Source organism: Bradyrhizobium sp. ma5, assembly GCF_042258955.1.
In the GTDB taxonomy this organism is placed as follows: Bacteria; Pseudomonadota; Alphaproteobacteria; order Rhizobiales; family Xanthobacteraceae; genus Bradyrhizobium.
Genome location: NZ_CP170156.1, coordinates 5,746,146 through 5,763,444, shown reverse-complemented (window position 1 = coordinate 5,763,444; position 17,299 = coordinate 5,746,146). Strand labels below are relative to the sequence as shown.

General features: G+C 64.0%; 17 protein-coding genes. 10 read left to right on the top strand and 7 right to left on the bottom strand.

Annotated elements, in window-relative coordinates; genetic code table 11:
• Positions 1 to 296: 296 nt before the first annotated feature.
• Entirely contained in the window at positions 297 to 1,496 is a 1,200-nt protein-coding gene (locus tag ACE103_RS27015) for a TrmJ/YjtD family RNA methyltransferase (RefSeq protein ID WP_375775547.1), read from the top strand.
• Positions 1,497 to 1,955: 459 nt separating this feature from the next.
• Here the strand turns inward: ACE103_RS27015 and ACE103_RS27010 are convergent, their stop codons facing one another.
• The 5 genes from ACE103_RS27010 to ACE103_RS26990 all read right to left on the bottom strand — a co-directional run bounded on the left by ACE103_RS27010 (position 1,956) and on the right by ACE103_RS26990 (position 7,390).
• Positions 1,956 to 2,345 (bottom strand): DUF1330 domain-containing protein, encoded by a 390-nt coding sequence (locus ACE103_RS27010; RefSeq protein WP_375775546.1) that lies wholly within the window; start codon positions 2,343 to 2,345, stop codon positions 1,956 to 1,958.
• Between the two features lie 472 nt (positions 2,346 to 2,817).
• Positions 2,818 to 3,588 (bottom strand): SDR family NAD(P)-dependent oxidoreductase, encoded by a 771-nt coding sequence (locus tag ACE103_RS27005; protein WP_375775545.1) that lies wholly within the window; start codon positions 3,586 to 3,588, stop codon positions 2,818 to 2,820.
• Between the two features lie 100 nt (positions 3,589 to 3,688).
• Complete coding sequence (locus ACE103_RS27000; protein ID WP_375775544.1) at positions 3,689 to 5,353, bottom strand: thiamine pyrophosphate-binding protein; 1,665 nt, start codon at positions 5,351 to 5,353, stop codon at positions 3,689 to 3,691.
• A 118-nt stretch (positions 5,354 to 5,471) separates the two neighbouring features.
• Positions 5,472 to 6,698 (bottom strand): ABC transporter substrate-binding protein, encoded by a 1,227-nt coding sequence (locus tag ACE103_RS26995; RefSeq protein WP_375775543.1) that lies wholly within the window; start codon positions 6,696 to 6,698, stop codon positions 5,472 to 5,474.
• Between the two features lie 230 nt (positions 6,699 to 6,928).
• Complete coding sequence (locus ACE103_RS26990) at positions 6,929 to 7,390, bottom strand: PACE efflux transporter (protein WP_375775542.1); 462 nt, start codon at positions 7,388 to 7,390, stop codon at positions 6,929 to 6,931.
• A 149-nt stretch (positions 7,391 to 7,539) separates the two neighbouring features.
• Here ACE103_RS26990 and ACE103_RS26985 point away from each other — a divergent pair, with 149 nt between their 5' ends.
• The 4 genes from ACE103_RS26985 (at position 7,540) to ACE103_RS26970 (ending at position 10,627) form a co-directional block, all read left to right on the top strand.
• Positions 7,540 to 8,430, top strand: coding sequence for a LysR family transcriptional regulator (locus ACE103_RS26985; protein WP_375775541.1), 891 nt, complete (start codon positions 7,540 to 7,542; stop codon positions 8,428 to 8,430).
• A gap of 102 nt (positions 8,431 to 8,532) precedes the next feature.
• A complete protein-coding gene (locus ACE103_RS26980; protein WP_375775540.1) occupies positions 8,533 to 9,261 on the top strand; it encodes an SDR family oxidoreductase in 729 nt (242 codons plus the stop codon).
• Positions 9,262 to 9,372: 111 nt separating this feature from the next.
• Positions 9,373 to 9,690, top strand: a complete 318-nt coding sequence (locus ACE103_RS26975; RefSeq protein WP_375775539.1) for a hypothetical protein — start codon at positions 9,373 to 9,375, stop codon at positions 9,688 to 9,690.
• Positions 9,623 to 10,627 carry a tetratricopeptide repeat protein gene (locus ACE103_RS26970; RefSeq protein ID WP_375775538.1) on the top strand — a complete coding sequence of 335 codons (1,005 nt, stop codon included), beginning with the start codon at positions 9,623 to 9,625 and terminating at the stop codon, positions 10,625 to 10,627. The genes ACE103_RS26975 and ACE103_RS26970 overlap by 68 nt, the downstream gene beginning before the upstream one ends.
• A gap of 43 nt (positions 10,628 to 10,670) precedes the next feature.
• On the opposite strand, the gene ACE103_RS26965 is transcribed toward ACE103_RS26970, so the two are convergent.
• Positions 10,671 to 11,888, bottom strand: a complete 1,218-nt coding sequence (locus ACE103_RS26965; protein WP_375775537.1) for a diguanylate cyclase — start codon at positions 11,886 to 11,888, stop codon at positions 10,671 to 10,673.
• Between the two features lie 344 nt (positions 11,889 to 12,232).
• On the opposite strand from ACE103_RS26965, the gene ACE103_RS26960 reads away from it, so the two are divergent.
• Positions 12,233 to 13,081, top strand: a complete 849-nt coding sequence (locus tag ACE103_RS26960; protein ID WP_375775536.1) for an aminoglycoside N(3)-acetyltransferase — start codon at positions 12,233 to 12,235, stop codon at positions 13,079 to 13,081.
• A 16-nt stretch (positions 13,082 to 13,097) separates the two neighbouring features.
• On the opposite strand, the gene ACE103_RS26955 is transcribed toward ACE103_RS26960, so the two are convergent.
• Positions 13,098 to 13,757, bottom strand: a complete 660-nt coding sequence (locus tag ACE103_RS26955; RefSeq protein WP_375781187.1) for a TetR/AcrR family transcriptional regulator — start codon at positions 13,755 to 13,757, stop codon at positions 13,098 to 13,100.
• Positions 13,758 to 14,024: 267 nt separating this feature from the next.
• Between ACE103_RS26955 and ACE103_RS26950 the strand changes: the two genes are divergently transcribed.
• The 4 genes from ACE103_RS26950 (at position 14,025) to cynS (ending at position 17,243) form a co-directional block, all read left to right on the top strand.
• Complete coding sequence (locus ACE103_RS26950) at positions 14,025 to 14,567, top strand: OsmC family protein (protein WP_223976097.1); 543 nt, start codon at positions 14,025 to 14,027, stop codon at positions 14,565 to 14,567.
• Positions 14,568 to 14,602: 35 nt separating this feature from the next.
• Entirely contained in the window at positions 14,603 to 15,730 is a 1,128-nt protein-coding gene (locus tag ACE103_RS26945; protein WP_375775535.1) for an acyl-CoA dehydrogenase family protein, read from the top strand.
• Positions 15,731 to 15,776: 46 nt separating this feature from the next.
• Entirely contained in the window at positions 15,777 to 16,655 is an 879-nt protein-coding gene (locus ACE103_RS26940; protein ID WP_375775534.1) for a sulfurtransferase, read from the top strand.
• 99 nt (positions 16,656 to 16,754) lie between these two features.
• A complete protein-coding gene (cynS, locus tag ACE103_RS26935; protein ID WP_097675765.1) occupies positions 16,755 to 17,243 on the top strand; it encodes a cyanase in 489 nt (162 codons plus the stop codon).
• The last annotated feature ends 56 nt before the right edge of the window (positions 17,244 to 17,299 follow it).

Here is a 17,299-nt window from a genome sequence, read left to right as displayed (position 1 = left end):
ACCCAAGTGCCTCGCCGTTCAAGCGGCGTCTCAAGCGTGCCTTTACAGCTTCGCTTTGGTTGTGGTTGATAGCCTATCCGAAGGCCAAGCGCGCGCAAGCGGCGGTCTTCGCTCCGTGCGATTGGGACTCCGATTGAGGATTCGCAAACGCTGCTAACCCTGTTATCTCCTTGGAGAAAATGGTCCCGCGCAAAACCGGTGCAAAGCTGGTTGCGGCGCTCAGCATGAGAGTTTGAATCAGCTGCTTCGGAAGCTGATTCAAAATCTTCAGACGTTGAATCAGAAAGTGAAGTGAGATGTCCGGCACCGACAAGACCAAGGCAGGGCACGACCTTGCCGGTCCCGTCGTCATCCTGGTCGAGCCGCAGCTTGGCGAGAACATCGGCATGGCCGCGCGCGCGATGGGCAACTTCGCGCTGACCCGGATGCGCATCGTCAATCCGCGTGACGGCTGGCCGAACGTCGCCGCGCAACGCGCCGCCGCGGGCGCCGACCACATCATCGGTTCCGTCGAGTTGTTCGACACGGTCGAGCAGGCGATCGCCGATCTCACATTGGTGTTCGCGACCACCGCGCGCGCCCACGACCAGGCCAAGCCGGTGGTCGGGCCCGAAGGCGCGGCGAACGAGATCGTCGGCCATGTCGCATCCGGCGGCGGGGCCGGCATCCTGTTCGGGCGGGAGCGCTCCGGCCTGACCAATGACGAGGTCGCGCTCGCCAACCGCATCATCACCTTCCCGGTCAACCCGGGCTTCGCCTCGCTCAACCTCGCGCAGGCGGTGCTGCTGATGGGGTACGAATGGTTCAAGCTCTCGACCGCGGGCGCACTTCCCTTCGCGATGCCCGAGCGGTCCGAGCCGGCCTCCCAGCACCAGATACAGGCGTTCTTCGACAACCTCGTCGCCGAGCTCGACAAGGTCGAGTTCCTGCGGCCGGCCGAGAAGCGCGACACCATGCTGGTGAACCTGCGCAACATCTTCACCCGGATGGACCCGACCAAGCAGGACATGCACACGCTGCACGGCGTGGTGATGGCGATCGCCGAGGGCCGCAAGGGCCCGGCCAAGGGCGGCGTGCTCGACGGCGCGCAGGCGACGCGTCTGCGGGCGCTGCTCGCCGAGCAGGGGCAGGGCGGTGCCGCCGCCGACAACTCCAGCACGGTGCGTGGGCTCGCCCGGCTGCTCCGCCGCAACCCGACCGACGCCGAGCGGATCGTGTGGCAGGCGCTGACGCGGGACCGCCGCTTCGCCGGCCAGTTCAAGCGCCAGACCCCGGTCGGCCGCCACATCCCCGACTTCGTCTCCTTCGTGCACCGGCTCGCGATCGAGTTGGTCAATCCGAACGAGAGCGACGCCATCGGCACGGACCGCGCCAATCGCAGAGCCTGGCTCGAGGCGCGCGACTATCGGGTGGTCGACGTGCAGGCGGTCGATGTCGAGCGCGACCTCGACGGCGAGCTGGCGCGGCTGGAGGGGAGATTGCGGCAGGAGCGGTGAGCTTTCGCCGGCTGAGAGCCTAATGGCGTCGAGATCGACCGCGGGCCTCTCCACAGGTCGTCCTGGCGAAAGCCAGGACCCATAACCACTGCATTCGGTGATGAATGGGATCGCGGCCCCAGCGTCGCGCAACAATTGAGACTTGGGGTAATGGGTCCTGGCTTTCGCCAGGACGACACTGAATGTGGCATTGCCGACATCCTCAATCGTCGTCCCTGTGAAAGCAGGGACGACATCGAATGCGTCGTGCGGTCCGCGAGTCACACATCCGCATTCTCGCGACATGATCTGTTCGAGTCTTGCTCTTCGTTCCGACCTCTCATTGAGCAGAGGGTGCAGGGAAAGCCGGGTGCCCTTGGAACGGATCGGTCGATTGCGATCGGACCCGGCTAGACTTGGCACCATTTGAAAAGTAGCGGGGCTTCGGGCGGCGGGCCGGGCCCGCCGCCTTTCGCGTGGTTATTTCTGCTCGACGCCCTCGATCCCGATTGCACGGAAGCTGGCATATTTGTTGCCGACGTCTGCCTCGAGCTGGGTCTGCTTGGCACCGAACGCCTTGAGCGAGTCCATATCGGGAAACTGGATCAGCACCACGCGATTTGGTGGCGGCGCCCCGTTCATGGTGATCGTCTTGTTCAGACCGCCCGCGAGGTATTTGCCGCCGTGCTCCCTGATGTTGGCTTGCGCCTTCGGCAGAAAATCCTTTGCGTAGCCGTCCTGATCCCTGACGTCGATTTCCGCAACCGAGTAAGCGGGTATCTTGGCCTGCGCGTACAGGACGCTGCCGGCGCCGACGCCCAGAACAAAGCTGGCGATTGCAGCCGTTGCAATCTTGGAAACAGACTTCATTGCCATTGTCCTCCCTCGTCGCGTGCGCGGACGCCGGGGCGCACGCTGCCCGGTTCGAAATCGGCAGCGCCATAGCAAGCGGGAAAACGCGTTCTTATCGCCGGCGATCTGTATGATTTCGTACCGTCATGCGTGATGCAGGACGTACAATCACAATCATCCTCAGTCAGGGCCGGATGGTTCAGCTTTCCACGACGAATGGCGAGGCACTAAAAAGGGATTGATCCAAATCCACGATGACACGGCTCTCGCCGTTCAACCGCGTAGGCAAGCCGCACTTGACGCGCAGGCGATCAAGCGTATCGCTCTCAATTCGCGTTTGGAAGATGCCAAACCCGGCCAAATCGTTTCCACAAATTTCCAGGCTCGCACTCACGCGTCATAGCCGGACAACGGGACGATTGCAGATACGGACTTGTTTCGCCCCGTCGCGGTCACGCCCCGACGGTTCCTGTCGCCTCTTTCGCAAAGCTCAGGCAGCGCTGTAGCCGCCGTCGACCACTTGCGATGCGCCGGTCATGAAGGACGCCTTGTCCGAGCACATCCAGACCACGGCCTCGGCGATTTCCTCTGGTACCCCAAGGCGACGTGCGGGCACCTTGGCGATGATTTCGTCGTAACGTTCGTCCATCGTTTCCTTGGTCATCGGCGTCTTGATGTATCCGGGGTTGACGCAATTCACGCGGATGCCGTCCTGGGCGTATTCGATCGCAGCGGACTTGGTCAGCCCGACGACGCCGTGCTTGGTCGCGACGTAGTGGGCCGACGTGGCGAGGCCGACCAGCCCGGCGATCGAGGCGGTGTTGACGATCGCGCCGCCGCCGCCCTGCTTGAGCATCTGCGCGATCTCGTATTTCAGGCACAGGAACACGCCCATCAGATTCACCGAGAACATCTTCGCCACCGAGGGCTGCGTGAGCTCATGGATGCGTTGGCCGGGCGGGCCGACGGAGCGCCCGGCCACGCCGGCATTGTTGAACGCGCAATCGATGTGCCCGAACGCCGATACCGTGCGGGCCACCATGTTGGCGACATCGGCCTCGTCGGTGACGTCACCCTGGATCGCGATTGACTGGCCGCCTGCGGCGTTGATGAGCGCGACCGTCTGTTCGATGCCGTCCTTTGACAGGTCGGACACCGCGACGCGCGCGCCTTCGCGCGCCATGGCAATCGCCGTTGCCCGGCCGATGCCGGAGCCGCCGCCTGTCACCAACGCGGCCTTGCCGTCCAGAATGCCTGCCATCAGAAGCTCCTCCACCTTCTTATTTGAGCATGATCTCCGCGCAAACGCGTTCCGCGTTTGTCGCGAGGGAAAACCGCTGCGCACCTTTCCGGATCATGCTCTAGCGCTTGCCTTCGATTGCGATCTCGACGAGGTACGGGTGCTGCGCCGCGACCGCCTTTGCGACTGCGCCGGCGATGTCGTCCGCCTTCTCGACCCTGACCGCCTCGACGCCCATACCGGCCGCGAGATGCACGAAGTCGAGCGCGGGGCCGGTGATATCCATGTTCTGATAGGGATGCTGGGTGCCGGCTTCGAAATTCTGCCGCCAGACGTCCACATTGTGCTTGAGGATGCGGTACTCGCGGTTCGCGAGCACCACGAACACGATCGCAAGCTTGTGGTGCGCGGCGGTCCACAGCGCCTGGATCGCATACATGGCCGAGCCGTCGCCGGAGATCGCGACAACCGGACGGTCCGGCATTGCGACCTTGACGCCGATCGCGCCGGCGAGACCCTGGCCGATGCCGCCGCCACGTCCGCCGAAATAGTCGCCGAAGCCGCGATAGTCGAAGGCGCGGGCGAGATCGAGGCTCGCGGTGATGCTCTCATCGACGATGACCACATCATCGGGCAGGCCGCGGCGCAGTTCCGCGGTGACGCGCGGCATCGAGCTCGGCTCGCGGTTCCAGCTCTTCTCGACGCGCGCGCGATAGGCTTCCTTCTCCTTCGCCTGCAGTTCGGCCAGCGCAGCATTGCGGTTTTGCGCAGCCTGCCTGAAGTCCGCGCTCGCCTTGGCGCGTAACGTGTCCGTCAATGCACTGATGCTGACCGCGATGTCGCCGACAATGCCGGCATCGAGCCGGTTGTTGAGCGCGAGACGTTCAGCCGAGGCCTCGATCTGGAGCAGGGACGCGCCGTCGGGAATGTGGCTATCAGGCGCAAACCAGATGTCCTCGAAGAACGGCCCGCCGATCAGCAGCACGAGATCGGTCTCGCCGAGTGCCTTGCGTACCTGCCGGGCGTCGCCGGGGAGCGACTGACGATAGCTCGGATGATGGGTCGGAAAGGGCGCGTGATGCCGCAACCCTTCGAACCACACGGTCGCACCGATCGTTTCCGCAAGTGCGACCAACGCCTGCTCGCTGTCCGATCTCGCGACATCGTCGCCGGCGATGATGGCCGGATTTTTCGACTTCAGAAGCAGCGCGACCAGAGCTTCGATGCCTGCCGGATCGGGGTGTGTCGACCGCCATAGATTGTCCGGCGTCGATGCATCGACAGCGGTCTCCTGTTCCAGGACGTCGATCGGGAGCGATACGAACACCGGCCCCTGCGGTGCATCGGTCGCCACCTTGAACGCGCGGCGCATGATCGGGGCGATCTCGTCGGCGCGCTCGATCTGAACGCTCCACTTTGTCACCGGTGCTGCCATCGCAACGAGGTCGTGGCCGAGCAGCGGATTGTTGAGCCGCATGCGCGTGTCCTGCTGACCCGCCGTCACGACCACGGGCGAATTTGCTTTCAGCGCGCCGTAGAGCGAGCCGGTACCGTTGCCGAGGCCGGGAGCGACGTGCAAATTGGCAACGGTGACGCGTCCCGATGCCTGCGCATAGAAGCTGGCAGCGCTGACCGCAACACCTTCATGCAACGCCATGATGTATTCGAGTCGCGGGAATGCCGGCAGGCTGTCGAGCAGCGGCGTTTCGGTCGTGCCGGGATTGCCGAAGATGTGGCGCACGCCGTGCGACACGAACGATTCCATCAGCACACGGCGTCCACGCATTCACTTCCTCCCGGTTGGCTCGGATCTGTTTCGCGCATCATCGGCCGATGAGAGGCCGATGGCAACCGCGAGACGGTTCGCGTATGCGGCGCTGGTTTTCGCGGAACGCCGTGGACGATCAAGCCTTCGAGATGCCGCCGTCGATCACCGGTCCCAGCGGCTCGTAGCGTTCGCCGCTGAAGCGCGTCAGTTGCAGTTGCTCGAGCGGGTAATAGTCGGTCGGCGAGGTGTTGATCTTGATGCCCGGCAGCAGCATGTCGGATTCGACGTCCCTGAGGTTCGCCGCCTGCTTGATGATGTTTTCGGACGAGACGTCGTCGCCGCACTGCTTGAGCACCTGAACCAGGATCTGGCTGGTGAGATAGCCAGTGACCGCGTAGATGTCGTTCTTCGCCGCCGCCGGATCGTATTTGTCGAGGAAGCCGCGCCATTTTTGAATCGCGGGATCGCTGTCCCAGGCGGCATCGACGGGATCCTTCAGATAGGCGCTGGAGATGATGCCCTTGGACACGTCGAAGCCTGCGGCCTTCAGGGTCGAGCCGGCGGAGGAAGCGTTGTTGCCGATGTAATGCGCCGGCTGCCAGCCGAGCTCGGCGATCTTCTTGATGCCTTGCGCGGCGAATTTCGGCGTGGTCATGCTCATGAACACGTTGGCGCCGGCGGATTTGCAGCGGACCACTTGGCTGTCGATGGTAGGATCCGCGGTCTCATAGGATAGCTCCGCCACGATTGCAGAGGTCTTGCCGCCAAGTCCGTCCTTGAAACCCTTCAGCACGTCGCGTCCGAAATCGTCGTTCTGGTAGACGATGCCGATCTTGGGATCATTCTGAGTCGACAGGACATGCTGCGCGAAGGCCCGGCCCTCGATCTGGTAGCAGGGCTGGAAACCCATGGTGTAGGGGAAGTTCTTGTAGTCGCCGAACTTGGTGGCGCCCGAGGCGATGAAGAGGTGCGGGACCTTCTTCTGGTTCATGTATTTCATGATCGCCGCATTGGTCGGCGCACCGAGCGGCGCAAACAGCACGTCGATCTCGTCACCTTCGACCAGCTTGCGCGCCTGTTCCACCGTCTTGGCCGGGCTGTAGGCGTCGTCATAGGTGATGTACTTGATCATGCGGCCGTTGATGCCGCCTTGCTCGTTGATCATCTTGAAATAGCCGCCGGGCGTGCGGCCGATCGACGAATAGACCGCAGCCGGTCCCGAATAGGCGTCGATGTTGCCTATCACGATCTCGGTCTTGCCTTTGGCAATGGCGGGCTTGCCGAGCAGCAGCGTGGCTGACGTGGCAGCAGCGCCCTTGATGAGATGACGGCGGTTGAGTTGGGGGGAACGGTTCCTTGGCATTGTAGTCCTCCGCTTCTTCTTGTTGGCCGTTTTGGCATTGTTGGCCGTTTGGCAGCCTCTGACGGGCATGTCGGCTTCAAGCATTGTACCGCGCTCGAGCCGGATCAAGCCAGTGTATGAGCGCGGCCCGGCGGAACTTGTGCGTAGTCGCTACCATCGGGAATATTGCTGCGGTGTCAGGGTCCGGCGCGGCAGATCGAATGATCCGCCGGGCCGGACACCAAGATCGATCAGGCCGGCAGGGCCCGGCTTGCCGTGCGACCGTGCGCACTGAGTTCGCGCACCGGAAAGACGCGGTCGTAAGCGATGTTGAAGACGAAGGCGTAGACCAGATAGAACGCGACGATCGAGATATCCATCATCAGCGCGGCCCACAGCGAGATGCCGAGATACCAGGCGACGAACGGAATCAGCAGCACGATCAGGCCGGCCTCGAACAGCATCGCGTGCGCGACGCGGATCGGCATCGTCTTGGCGACACGGCCGGTGACGCGGACCAGCGCGTGGTCGAAGCCGAGATTGAACAGCAAGTTCCAGATCGTCGCCACCGTCGCCGAGACGACGCCGATGACGCCCATATGGGCGACCGGCTGATTGAACAGCCAGGCGGCTGCCGGCGTGAAGATGGCGATACCGATCAGTTCGAACAGGACTGCGTGCCTGATCCGGTCGGAGAAGGAACGCATAGACATTTTGAAACCCTTTCTTGATTCTTGTTTTGACGCGTTTTCTTCACGCGAACCGGTATCCACTTCGCTTGAAAACGCTCTCGTTATTGCGACCGGGTTTCTATCTGATATTGTGGGATTAGAAAGTTAGGTAATATCTGGAAAAGAGATAGATGGCCGTTTCCATGGACCAGCTCGAATCCTTCGTGGCGGCGGCCGAGCAGGGCTCGTTCTCCGGTGCGGCACGGCTGCTGAAGAAGGCGCAATCGGCCGTCAGCACCCACGTCGCCAATCTGGAGACAGACCTTGGGATTGCGCTGTTCGATCGGACCGGGCGCAACCCGGTGCTGACCGAAGCCGGTGTGCGGCTGTTGCCGGAAGCAAGATTGATCCTCGATCGCCGCGAACACCTGATCGGTGTCGCCAGCAGTTTCGAGGCGCATGTTGAGAAGCGGCTGGTGGCGGCGATCGACGAGCTCTATCCGGAGAGCGCGGTCGGCGAGCTGTTTGCGGAATTCGCCAAGCGCTTTCCCCATGTCGAAGTGGAGCTGCTGTTTCCGATCATGGAGGACGTCAGCCGTCTCGTGCTCGACGGCAAGGCCGATGTGGGCGTGATGTGGCGGCAGGAGCATCTGCCGCCCGAACTCGGCTTCAAGACCATCGGCTGGGTGCCGCTGCAGCTCGTCTGCGGCAAGAACCATCCGCTGGCGCATGGGCGGGTGGATTGGGAGGAGCTGAAGCGGCATCGCCAGATCATGGTCACGGTGCGCAACGAAGGCACCGAGCGGCACCGGCTGCGTGTCGCAGCGGAGGTGTGGTGGGTCGAGAGCCACTGGGTGATCCTGCAGATCCTCAAGCAGGGCGTCGGCTGGGCGCTGATCCCGGCCCACATCATGGCGAGCTCGCAGATTGCCGAGGAACTGGCAATACCCGCGCTGGAATTCGACGAGGGCGCGCATCCCGTCGCGCTCGAAGTGGTCTGGCACAAGCAGCGGCCGGCCGGACCCGCGACAAAATGGCTGCGTCGCCGTTTCGCAACGCGGCCGCCGATGCTTCGCATGTGACGGGACTTGCGCGTCGGACAACGTCGCTGGCCGCATGGGAGCTGACATCGCCACCGCGATGTGTTGCCATGTGTGCCGCACTGACCGGACAGGGTGGAGACGATGGCGAAGCAGTTGGAAGGCAAGGTCGCGGCCGTGACCGGCGCGGCGTCGGGCATTGGACTTGCGAGCAGCGAGGCGATGCTGGCCGCGGGCGCGCGCGTGGTGATGGTCGACCGTGACGCGGCCGCGCTGCAGGCGCTCGCCGGCAGGCACGGCGATGCGGTGATCCCGCTGGTCATCGACCTGCTCGATCCGAAGGCCTGCGCGACGCTTCTGCCAAGGATCCTCGAGAAGGCCGGCCAGCTCGACATCCTGCACGCCAATGCGGGGATCTATGTCGGCGGCGATCTCGTCGATGCCGATACCGGCGCGATCGACCGGATGCTGAACCTCAACGTCAATGTCGTAATGAAGAACGTGCACGACGTGCTGCCGCACATGATCGCGCGCGGGACCGGCGACATCATCGTGACGAGCTCGCTCGCCGCGCATTTCCCGACGCCGTGGGAGCCGGTCTATGCCTCGTCAAAATGGGCGATCAACTGCTTCGTCCAGACGGTGCGGCGCCAGGTGTTCAAGCACGGCATCCGCGTCGGCTCGATCTCGCCCGGGCCCGTGATCAGCGCACTGCTCGCGGACTGGCCGGCGGAGAAACTGGAGGAGGCCAAGGCTTCGGGCAGCCTGCTGGAGGCGAGCGAAGTCGCCGAGGTCGTGATGTTCATGCTGACCCGGCCGCGCGGCATGACCATCCGCGACGTCGTGATGCTGCCGACCAACTTCGATCTGTAGCCAACATCGCGCCAATACCGTCGCGGGCCTGCCGTTGCGGCACAAGCAACGGAAGGTTGTGTTGCAGGCAGGGGCTTTGCTACTAGTCTCCCGGTGGGCGTGGGGGACAAAGTGACAGAACGGGCAAAACGTGCATTCGCCGCCAGGGCGATGATGATCGCGCTTGGCGTGCTGCTGGCGCCAATTCCGGCTGCACGTGCACAGCTTCTCCTGCCGGCCAAGTGCACCGTGGCCGGAAATATCAGTCTGGATGATCGCATCGCAGGTTGCACTGCCTTGATCGAGGCGATGTCGACCAATTTGCAAGGGGCGATCTCCGCACATTTTCGACGCGCCGCGCTCGATCTTGATAAGGGCGACGTTGATCGGGCAATCGAGGAGCGATCCGAACAATCTGATCGCCCTTCTCCGCAGGGCATGGGCGCATAAACGGAAGGGCGAGGTCGATACAGCGCTTGCCGACTACGGTCGAGCCATAGAACTCGCTCCAAAAGACACCTACGCATACCTGGGACGGGCTGGCGCCTACCTGATCAAGCAGGATGTCGACAGCGCGATCGACGACTACGGCCGAGCCCTTCTAACCCATCCCGACAATGTGGCTGCGTATGTCGGCCGCGGGCGCGCCTACAATCTCAAGGGCGAGCCAGATCGGGCGATAGCTGACTGCAATCGTGCGATCGAGATCAGCCCGGAACGCGGGGCGGGGGTGGGCCTCATTTGCCGCGGACACGCTCACATCATCAAGGGCGACATCGAGCTCGCATTGGACGACTTCAATCAAGCTATCGGTTTCAGTCCAAAAAATCCCCTGCCTTATGTTGGCCGCGCCAGCATCCTTCACGCTCGCGGCGACCTCGAACTCGGACTATCCAACATCAAACAGGCGATCGAGCTGACCCCGAACGATCCTCAACTTCATCGCTGGGCGGGGAGCGCTTACTTTCAAGGTGGGCTCCTGTCGGAAGCGCACGACGCGTTCGTCCGCGCCAGCGAACTCGATCGGAAGGATGTTTACACACTGCTTTGGCTCGACCTCGTGCGCCAGAAGACCGGCCAACCGAGCGGACTTGATGAAGCCTCCGGGCGGCTTGACCTGTCGAATTGGCCGGCGCCGATCGTTCGCTTGTTCCTCGGCGCTACAACGCTGGAGGATGTCGTGAAGGCCGCCGACGATGCCAATCCGGTCAAGATGAGAGGGCAGCTCTGCGAAGCGCATTTCTATGGCGGTGAGCTGGCGCTGGCGAAAGGAGCGACGGACGAAGCCGTGCGGCTGCTTCGCCTCGCCGCGGACGGATGCCCGAGGATCTACTTTGAATGGGCGCCAGCCAATGCCGAGTTGCGCAAGCTCGACACCAGACACTGATGGCGTTTGACGGTCGCGGGCGACATTCTTGCCGGACTTCGTCTCAAGCGGCGCCTCGATCGAGCGCCGGCGTGGGGTCCTTTTGCGTCAGCCGGCGCAGGGCCGCAACGTTGGTGGCGACGGACGCCAGGCGGCACTGTGCCTTGCCGTCGGATTTGGCTTCATAGAGCGCGGCATCGGCAACGGCCAAAAGCTCCTCGGCTTCGGTGCCGTGCTCGGGCGAGACAGCGACGCCGACACTGACGCCGACCTTTGCGAAGATGCCGTCGGCCAGCCGGTAGGGCATCGTGACGGCCTGGATGATGCGCTGGCCGATCCCGAGTGCCTGCTCGGCGGTGACGCCGTTCGCCAACACCACGAATTCATCGCCGCCGAGCCGCGCGATCACCGCGGTCTCGGGCAGAGTGCGCCGAAGCCGCTCGGCGGCCAGCATCAGCACCTGGTCGCCGGCCGCATGGCCATAGGTGTCGTTGATCGGCTTGAAATTGTCGAGGTCGAGGAACAGCAGCGCGAACGGCCTGTCGTGTCCGGCCGGAGCCGCGAGCTTCGTGTTCAGCGCGGCGACGAAACCGGCGCGATTGCGCAGGCCGGTCAGGGTGTCGTGATGGGCAAGATGGCCGTTCTCGCGCTCGGCGCGCATGGTTGCGATCAGCATCTTGTTGAGGCGGAAGGCCGCGACCGTCATCGCCGCGAGATACATCGGCACCTGCAGGAACACGATGAACAGCAGCGGCTCGCCGGCCAGCGCCGCGCCGGGCACGATCGGGCCGAGGCTGAGCAAGATCATGGCGCCGGCAAGGCGCGGGGCGCTGAAGTTGCGGAAGCAGATGCCGCCGACCATCGCCGCCGCCGACAGCGAGGCCAGCATTGCAACCACCCAGTCGCCGCTTGCAAGGCTGATCAGCATGCCGAAGCCGACGCTGGCGCTCCAGGCGACCGCGAGGACGAGGTGCAGATCGGTCGGCGTCGGCCGCCCTTCGCGTGCCGCGCGATGCGCAGCCACGAGCACCGCAAGTCGCGAGAGGCAGATGACGAGTTCGAGGATGACCCAGGTGACGAACGGCGCGGTCGGCTCGCGGATCGCAATCACGGCCGCGACGGCGACCGTATTGACCGCGCCGGCCGCGAACACCGGCAGCGAGCCATAGAGATCCCCGATCAGCGCCGCGCGGATGTCATCGGGCACGCCCGGACCCGCATCGGCGAGCCAGCGCGTCACGCCCCAGCGCGGCTGGCTGTATCGTCCTTTTTCGGACTGCATTGTTCTTGCCTCGTACTTTCACGGCGCAACTGACCCGGCCGGACCTAACAGGCGTTTAAGGCTGCGGCGGATCGCGCGGTGTGATTGACGACCGGTAAACCCGCGGGCGATCGCACCGCCGAATACCGATGCCGGAAGCTGCGATGCGGCCGATGGTCGCGACGTCCATTCGGCCGGCGGTTAATTTTCGGGCGGCGGCGGCCGCGTGTTGCGCTGACACCGCGGTGATCCTATGAGTCGAGCCGGCAGACGCGACATCCCGCCTGCCGGGCACACAGCAACGGGTGCCGGCTATCTGCAATGCGTCTGGCGTCGCGGCGTTCGGCGGCCAGTTCAACCGGTTGATGGCCGGCATGATGCCGATACCGATTCAGATGACAGAACATAACCTCGTCGCTGCAAGCAGCGCGCCGCGAACCCGGGATAGCCTCATCGGTGATCTGCTTCGCCTCGGCGTGCAGCCGGGCGAGACACTGCTGGTTCATTGCGCCATGAGCAGGCTTGGTTGGGTTGCCGGCGGCTCGGAAGCCGTGGTGCGCGCGTTGCTCGGCGCGGTCACCGACGCCGGCACGCTGGTGATGCCCGCGCAATCATCGCAGCTCAGCGACCCCGCCAACTGGCGCGCGCCGGCCGTTCCGCAGGAATGGGTTGAGACGATCCGTGCGAATTTGCCAGCCTTCGACCCGCGCACGACGCCGACCCGCGACATGGGCGCGGTCGCCGAGTTGTTCCGGACCTGGCCAGGCGCACACCGGAGCCTGCATCCGACCTGCTCGTTCACCGCGCTCGGACCCGAGGCGGAGAAGATCACCGCGCAGCAGCCGCTCAGTGCGCCGTTCGGTGACGAGGGGCCGCTCGGATATCTCTATCGATCGGCGGCGCGTGTCCTGCTGCTTGGCGTGGACTTCGAAGCCTGCACCGCCTTCCATTTGGCCGAGCAGCGGGCGTGGCCGGGCTTGCCGCGCATCGCGGAAGGCTCGCCCATGGTCGTGGATGGTGAGCGCCGGTGGGTACGGTTTGACATCGCGGCAGCATATCCGGACGGCTTTCCCGACATCGGCGAGCAATTGCTCCGGCACGGGCTCGTTCGGAGCGCCAGCGTCGGTGTCGCCACCTGCCATTTGATGTCGTTGCCGCGCATCGTCGACGCGGCCGCCGAGATCATGGCGGCCCAGCTATTTCCGTTCAAATGAAACGGGCGCGCGACGCCTAGACCGCCACCAGTTCGTCCGCGCGGCCCGCGCGCTTCGCCTTCTTCAGCTTGGCCGGTGCGAACAGATTGCTTGCGGCGAGGCCCGCAGTGTCGGCGACCGTGGGGTCACATGACACCATGGCAGCGACAATGGCGCCGTCGATCAACAGCGCGAGCTGATGCGCGAGCACGGCTGGTTCGGTCGCGCCCATCTCGCCGGCGAGCTTCTCGATATGCGCCAGCACCACCTTCTTGTGCTTCAGCGCGATGTTACGGAACTGCTTGGCGTCCTTGTCGTGCTCAGCGACCGCGTTGATGAACGGGCAGCCGTAGAAGCGTTCCTCGGCAAACCAGGTCTTGAGGGCAGGGAAGATCCGCGACAGCTTGGTCTGCGGATCGCCGCCGCCGGCCTCGATCGCGCCGATGAACCATTCGCGCCACTGCTTGCCTTCGCTTTCCAGCACGGCATGCACGAGGTTGGTCTTCGAGCCGAACAATTTGTAGAGCGTGGTCTTGGCGGTGCCGGCCTCATCGATGATCGCATCGATGCCGGTGGCGTTGATCCCGTTCTTGCAGAACAGATGCGTAGCCGCATTGAGCAGGCGCCCGCGCGCGGACTCGTCGTCGCCGGCGGCGAACGCGGCGGCAGGTTTTTTCTTCGCAAGCGATTTGGCCATGCGCGGCAGTAAATCGGAGCGCGGCAAAATCATCAAGTCGCATCTTCACGGGGGCGGGCATGTGCGCCGTCCTGCGCTCAAAGTAATCGCGGCAGCGCGGCAGATGCACCGCGTTTGAGCAGCCGCGACCTGATCAATCCGCGGGCAGGCAGAGCTAACCGTCTGCGCGATTTCAGCTTTTGATTTGGCGGAGGACTGGCACGCTTCGTGCAGGAAACAGACCGTTCGGTATCCTTACCCAATCCATCGCTCCCAGGGAGAAAACTGATGACCGCTGTCGCTCAAAAAACCGCACTGACCGGCTGCCTCGCGCCGATCGACAGGGGCGGGCTCGAGCAGCTGATCGCTAACGGCAAGGCCAACCCGAAGGTGATCAAGACCTTGAGGTGCAAGACGGTGGCGGAGGGCAAGTTCCGCCACGCCAACTACATCCGCAATCTCGCGCCCTACATCGTCGACGAGCCGCCGGGCCTGCTCGGCGATGACACCGCGCCCAATCCGTCGGAGGCCTCGCTCGCCGCGCTCGGCTCCTGCCTTGCGGTCGGCCTGCACGCCAACGCGGTGCATCGCGGCTGGATCGTCAACAAGCTCGAGCTGGAGCTCGAGGGCGATCTCAACATCACCGCGGTGTGGGGCACCGGCGACGTCAGCGAAAAGCCGGTCGGCTTCACCGATGTCCGCGTCAAGGTCGACATGGAATGCGAGGGCGTCGCGCAGAGCGAGATCGACGCGCTGGTGGCGCATGTGAAGAAGTGGTCGCCGGTCGCCAACACCTTCACCCGTCCCGTCAATCTCGAGGTCAGCGCGTAAGGCTCGACCGGCAATTCAAGGTGCGGAGACCAACCATGGGTTCACTGGCTTTATCGCGGGTCGCAGCTCAAGATCCCGCACCGACCATTACGGACGAGGTCGCGCGCCTCGCTCGTCAGGAGCTGGCGCCGCTCGCATCCGCGATCGATGCCGGCTCGATCTATCCCGGCGAATTCCTGCGCCGGCTCGGCAAGACCGGCGCGTGGAGCAGCCACGTGCCGCAGGAGGGCCCTGCCGACCTGCGCTGGGCGATCCAGTCGATGGCCGCGCTCGGCGAGATCTGCGGCGCCACCGCCTTCATGGCGTGGTGCCAGAACACGCTGGTCTGGTACGTCGCCAATTCCACCAACGTGAAGCTCGCCGCGCGCTTCGGCAACTGCTTCTCCAGCGGGCGTGCGCTCGGCGGCACCGGGCTCTCCAACCCGATGAAGAGCTTCTTCGGCATCGAGCGGCTGAAGCTGAAGGGCCGCAAGGTCGATGGCGGTTACGTCGTGCGCGGCGCGCTGCCCTGGGTGTCCAATCTCGGCCCCGACCACTACTTCGGCACGATCTTCGAGCGCGAGGACGAAGGCACCAACGGCGAGCCGGGCAGCACGGTCATGTTCCTTGCCGATTGCTCCGACCCCGCGATCACGCTGACGCCGTGCAAGCCGTTCCTGGCGATGGACGGCACCGGCACCTACGGCGTCCAGTTCCGCGACGTGTTCGTGCCTGACGAACTGATCCTGGCCGAGCCGGCGGCGCCGTTCGTCAAGAAGATCCGCGCCGGCTTCATCCTGCTGCAGACCGGCATGGGCCTCGGCCTGATGAGGGATTGCATCAACATCATGGACGAGGTCCATGCGCCGCTCGGTCACGTCAACCGCTACCTGCCGCAGCAGCCGCTGCAATTCCGCGAGCTCTATGCCGAGTTCGAGAAGGAGGCGATGACGCTGGCAAGCGATCCCTACAATGTCGACGACAGCTACTGGCGCCGCGTCGTCGCGCTCAGACTGCGGATCGGCGATGCCAGCGTCGCGTTCGCGCATGCGGCGATGCTCCATTGCGGCGCGCGAGGCTATCTGATGAGCCATCGCGCCCAGCGCAGGCTGCGCGAAGCCTATTTCGTCGCCATCGTCACGCCTGCCACCAAGCAGCTGCGCAAGATGCTGGCGGACGGCTGAAGGAGTTTGGGACCACCACAACTGCAACCGCAAACAGGAGAGAGCCATGACGGACGTTCTGATCACCGCCGGCGAACTTGCCGAGCTCGTCAAGAAAGAGCCGTGTGTCATCATCGACACGCGGAATCCGGATGCCTATGCGGCCGGCCATCTGCCCGGTGCCGTCAATGTGCATGACGTCTTCACGTTCCTCGCGACCTCGACGCCGGAGGGAATCCACGAGCTGAAGACCAAATTCGCCGACGCCTTCGGCGCCGCCGGTCTCTCCGGGAAGGAGACCGCCGTGATCTACGAGCAGTCGATGAATTCTGGCTTCGGCCAGTCCTGCCGCGGCTACTACCTGCTGACGATGCTGGGTTATCCCAAGATCAAGGTGTTGCATGGTGGCTTCGATGCCTGGAAGGCCGCCGACCTTCTGGTTACCACCGACGTCGCGGTGCCGGCGAAGGCCTCCTTTGCGATCGTGCCGGAGGCCGGCGACATCATGATCGACGCCAAGGCGATGCTTGCCGCGGTCGGCAAGCCCGGCGTTGCGATCCTCGATGTGCGCGATGTCGACGAGTGGATCGGCGATAGCTCCTCGCCCTACGGCAAGGATTTCTGCCCGCGCAAGGGCCGCATCCCCGGCGCCGTCTGGCTGGAATGGTATCGGATGATGAAGCCGACCGGCGAAGGCCCGCGCTTCAAGTCTAAGGACGAGATCCTGGCGGAGTGCGCCACCGTCGGCATCTCGCAGACCACGCCGGTCTATCTCTATTGCTTCAAGGGCGCGCGCGCCTCGAACACCTTCCTGGCGCTGAAGAACGCCGGCGTGAAGGACGTGCGGATGTACTTCGGCTCGTGGAACGAGTGGTCGCGCGACCCGGCGCTGCCGATCGACGAGGGCCTGCCGACCGCTGCCGTCGTCACAGGCAAGGCGGCATAGAATCTGCATGTTTGCGGGCGTCCGGCGGCGTAAAATGCGGCCGGACGCCGATCAATGCCGGCGTCGGCACGGCGCGCCGATCCCCAAGGAGGAAGCCTCATGAAACGCGAAGACCTCACCGAAAAGCTGCTCGACATCAAGCGCGAGAAGGGCTGGAGCTGGAAGCATATCTGCGAGACGATCGGTGGCTATTCCGAGGTGCTGATCGTCGGCGCGATCCTCGGCCAGATGAAGCTGACAAAACCGCAGGCGGCCAATGCCGGCGAGCTGTTCGGACTGTCGAAGGCCGAGACCGCGATGCTCAACGAGGTCCCGATGCGCGGCGCCGGCACGCCGATGCCGCCGACCGATCCGCTGATCTATCGCTTCTACGAGATGGTGATGGTCAACGGCCCAGCGTGGAAGGCGCTGATCGAGGAAGAATTCGGCGATGGCATCATGTCGGCGATCGACTTCGACATGGCGATGGAGCGTGTAGCCAATCCGAAGGGCGACCGCGTCAAGATCACGATGTCAGGCAAGTTCCTGCCGTACAAATATTACGGCGCCAGCGGCAACGTGCCGGAATATGGCTTCAAGGAGGAGTGAAACGATAGCGCGAATGGCGAGTAGCGAATGGAATCGTTACTCGCCGATGGCGAATG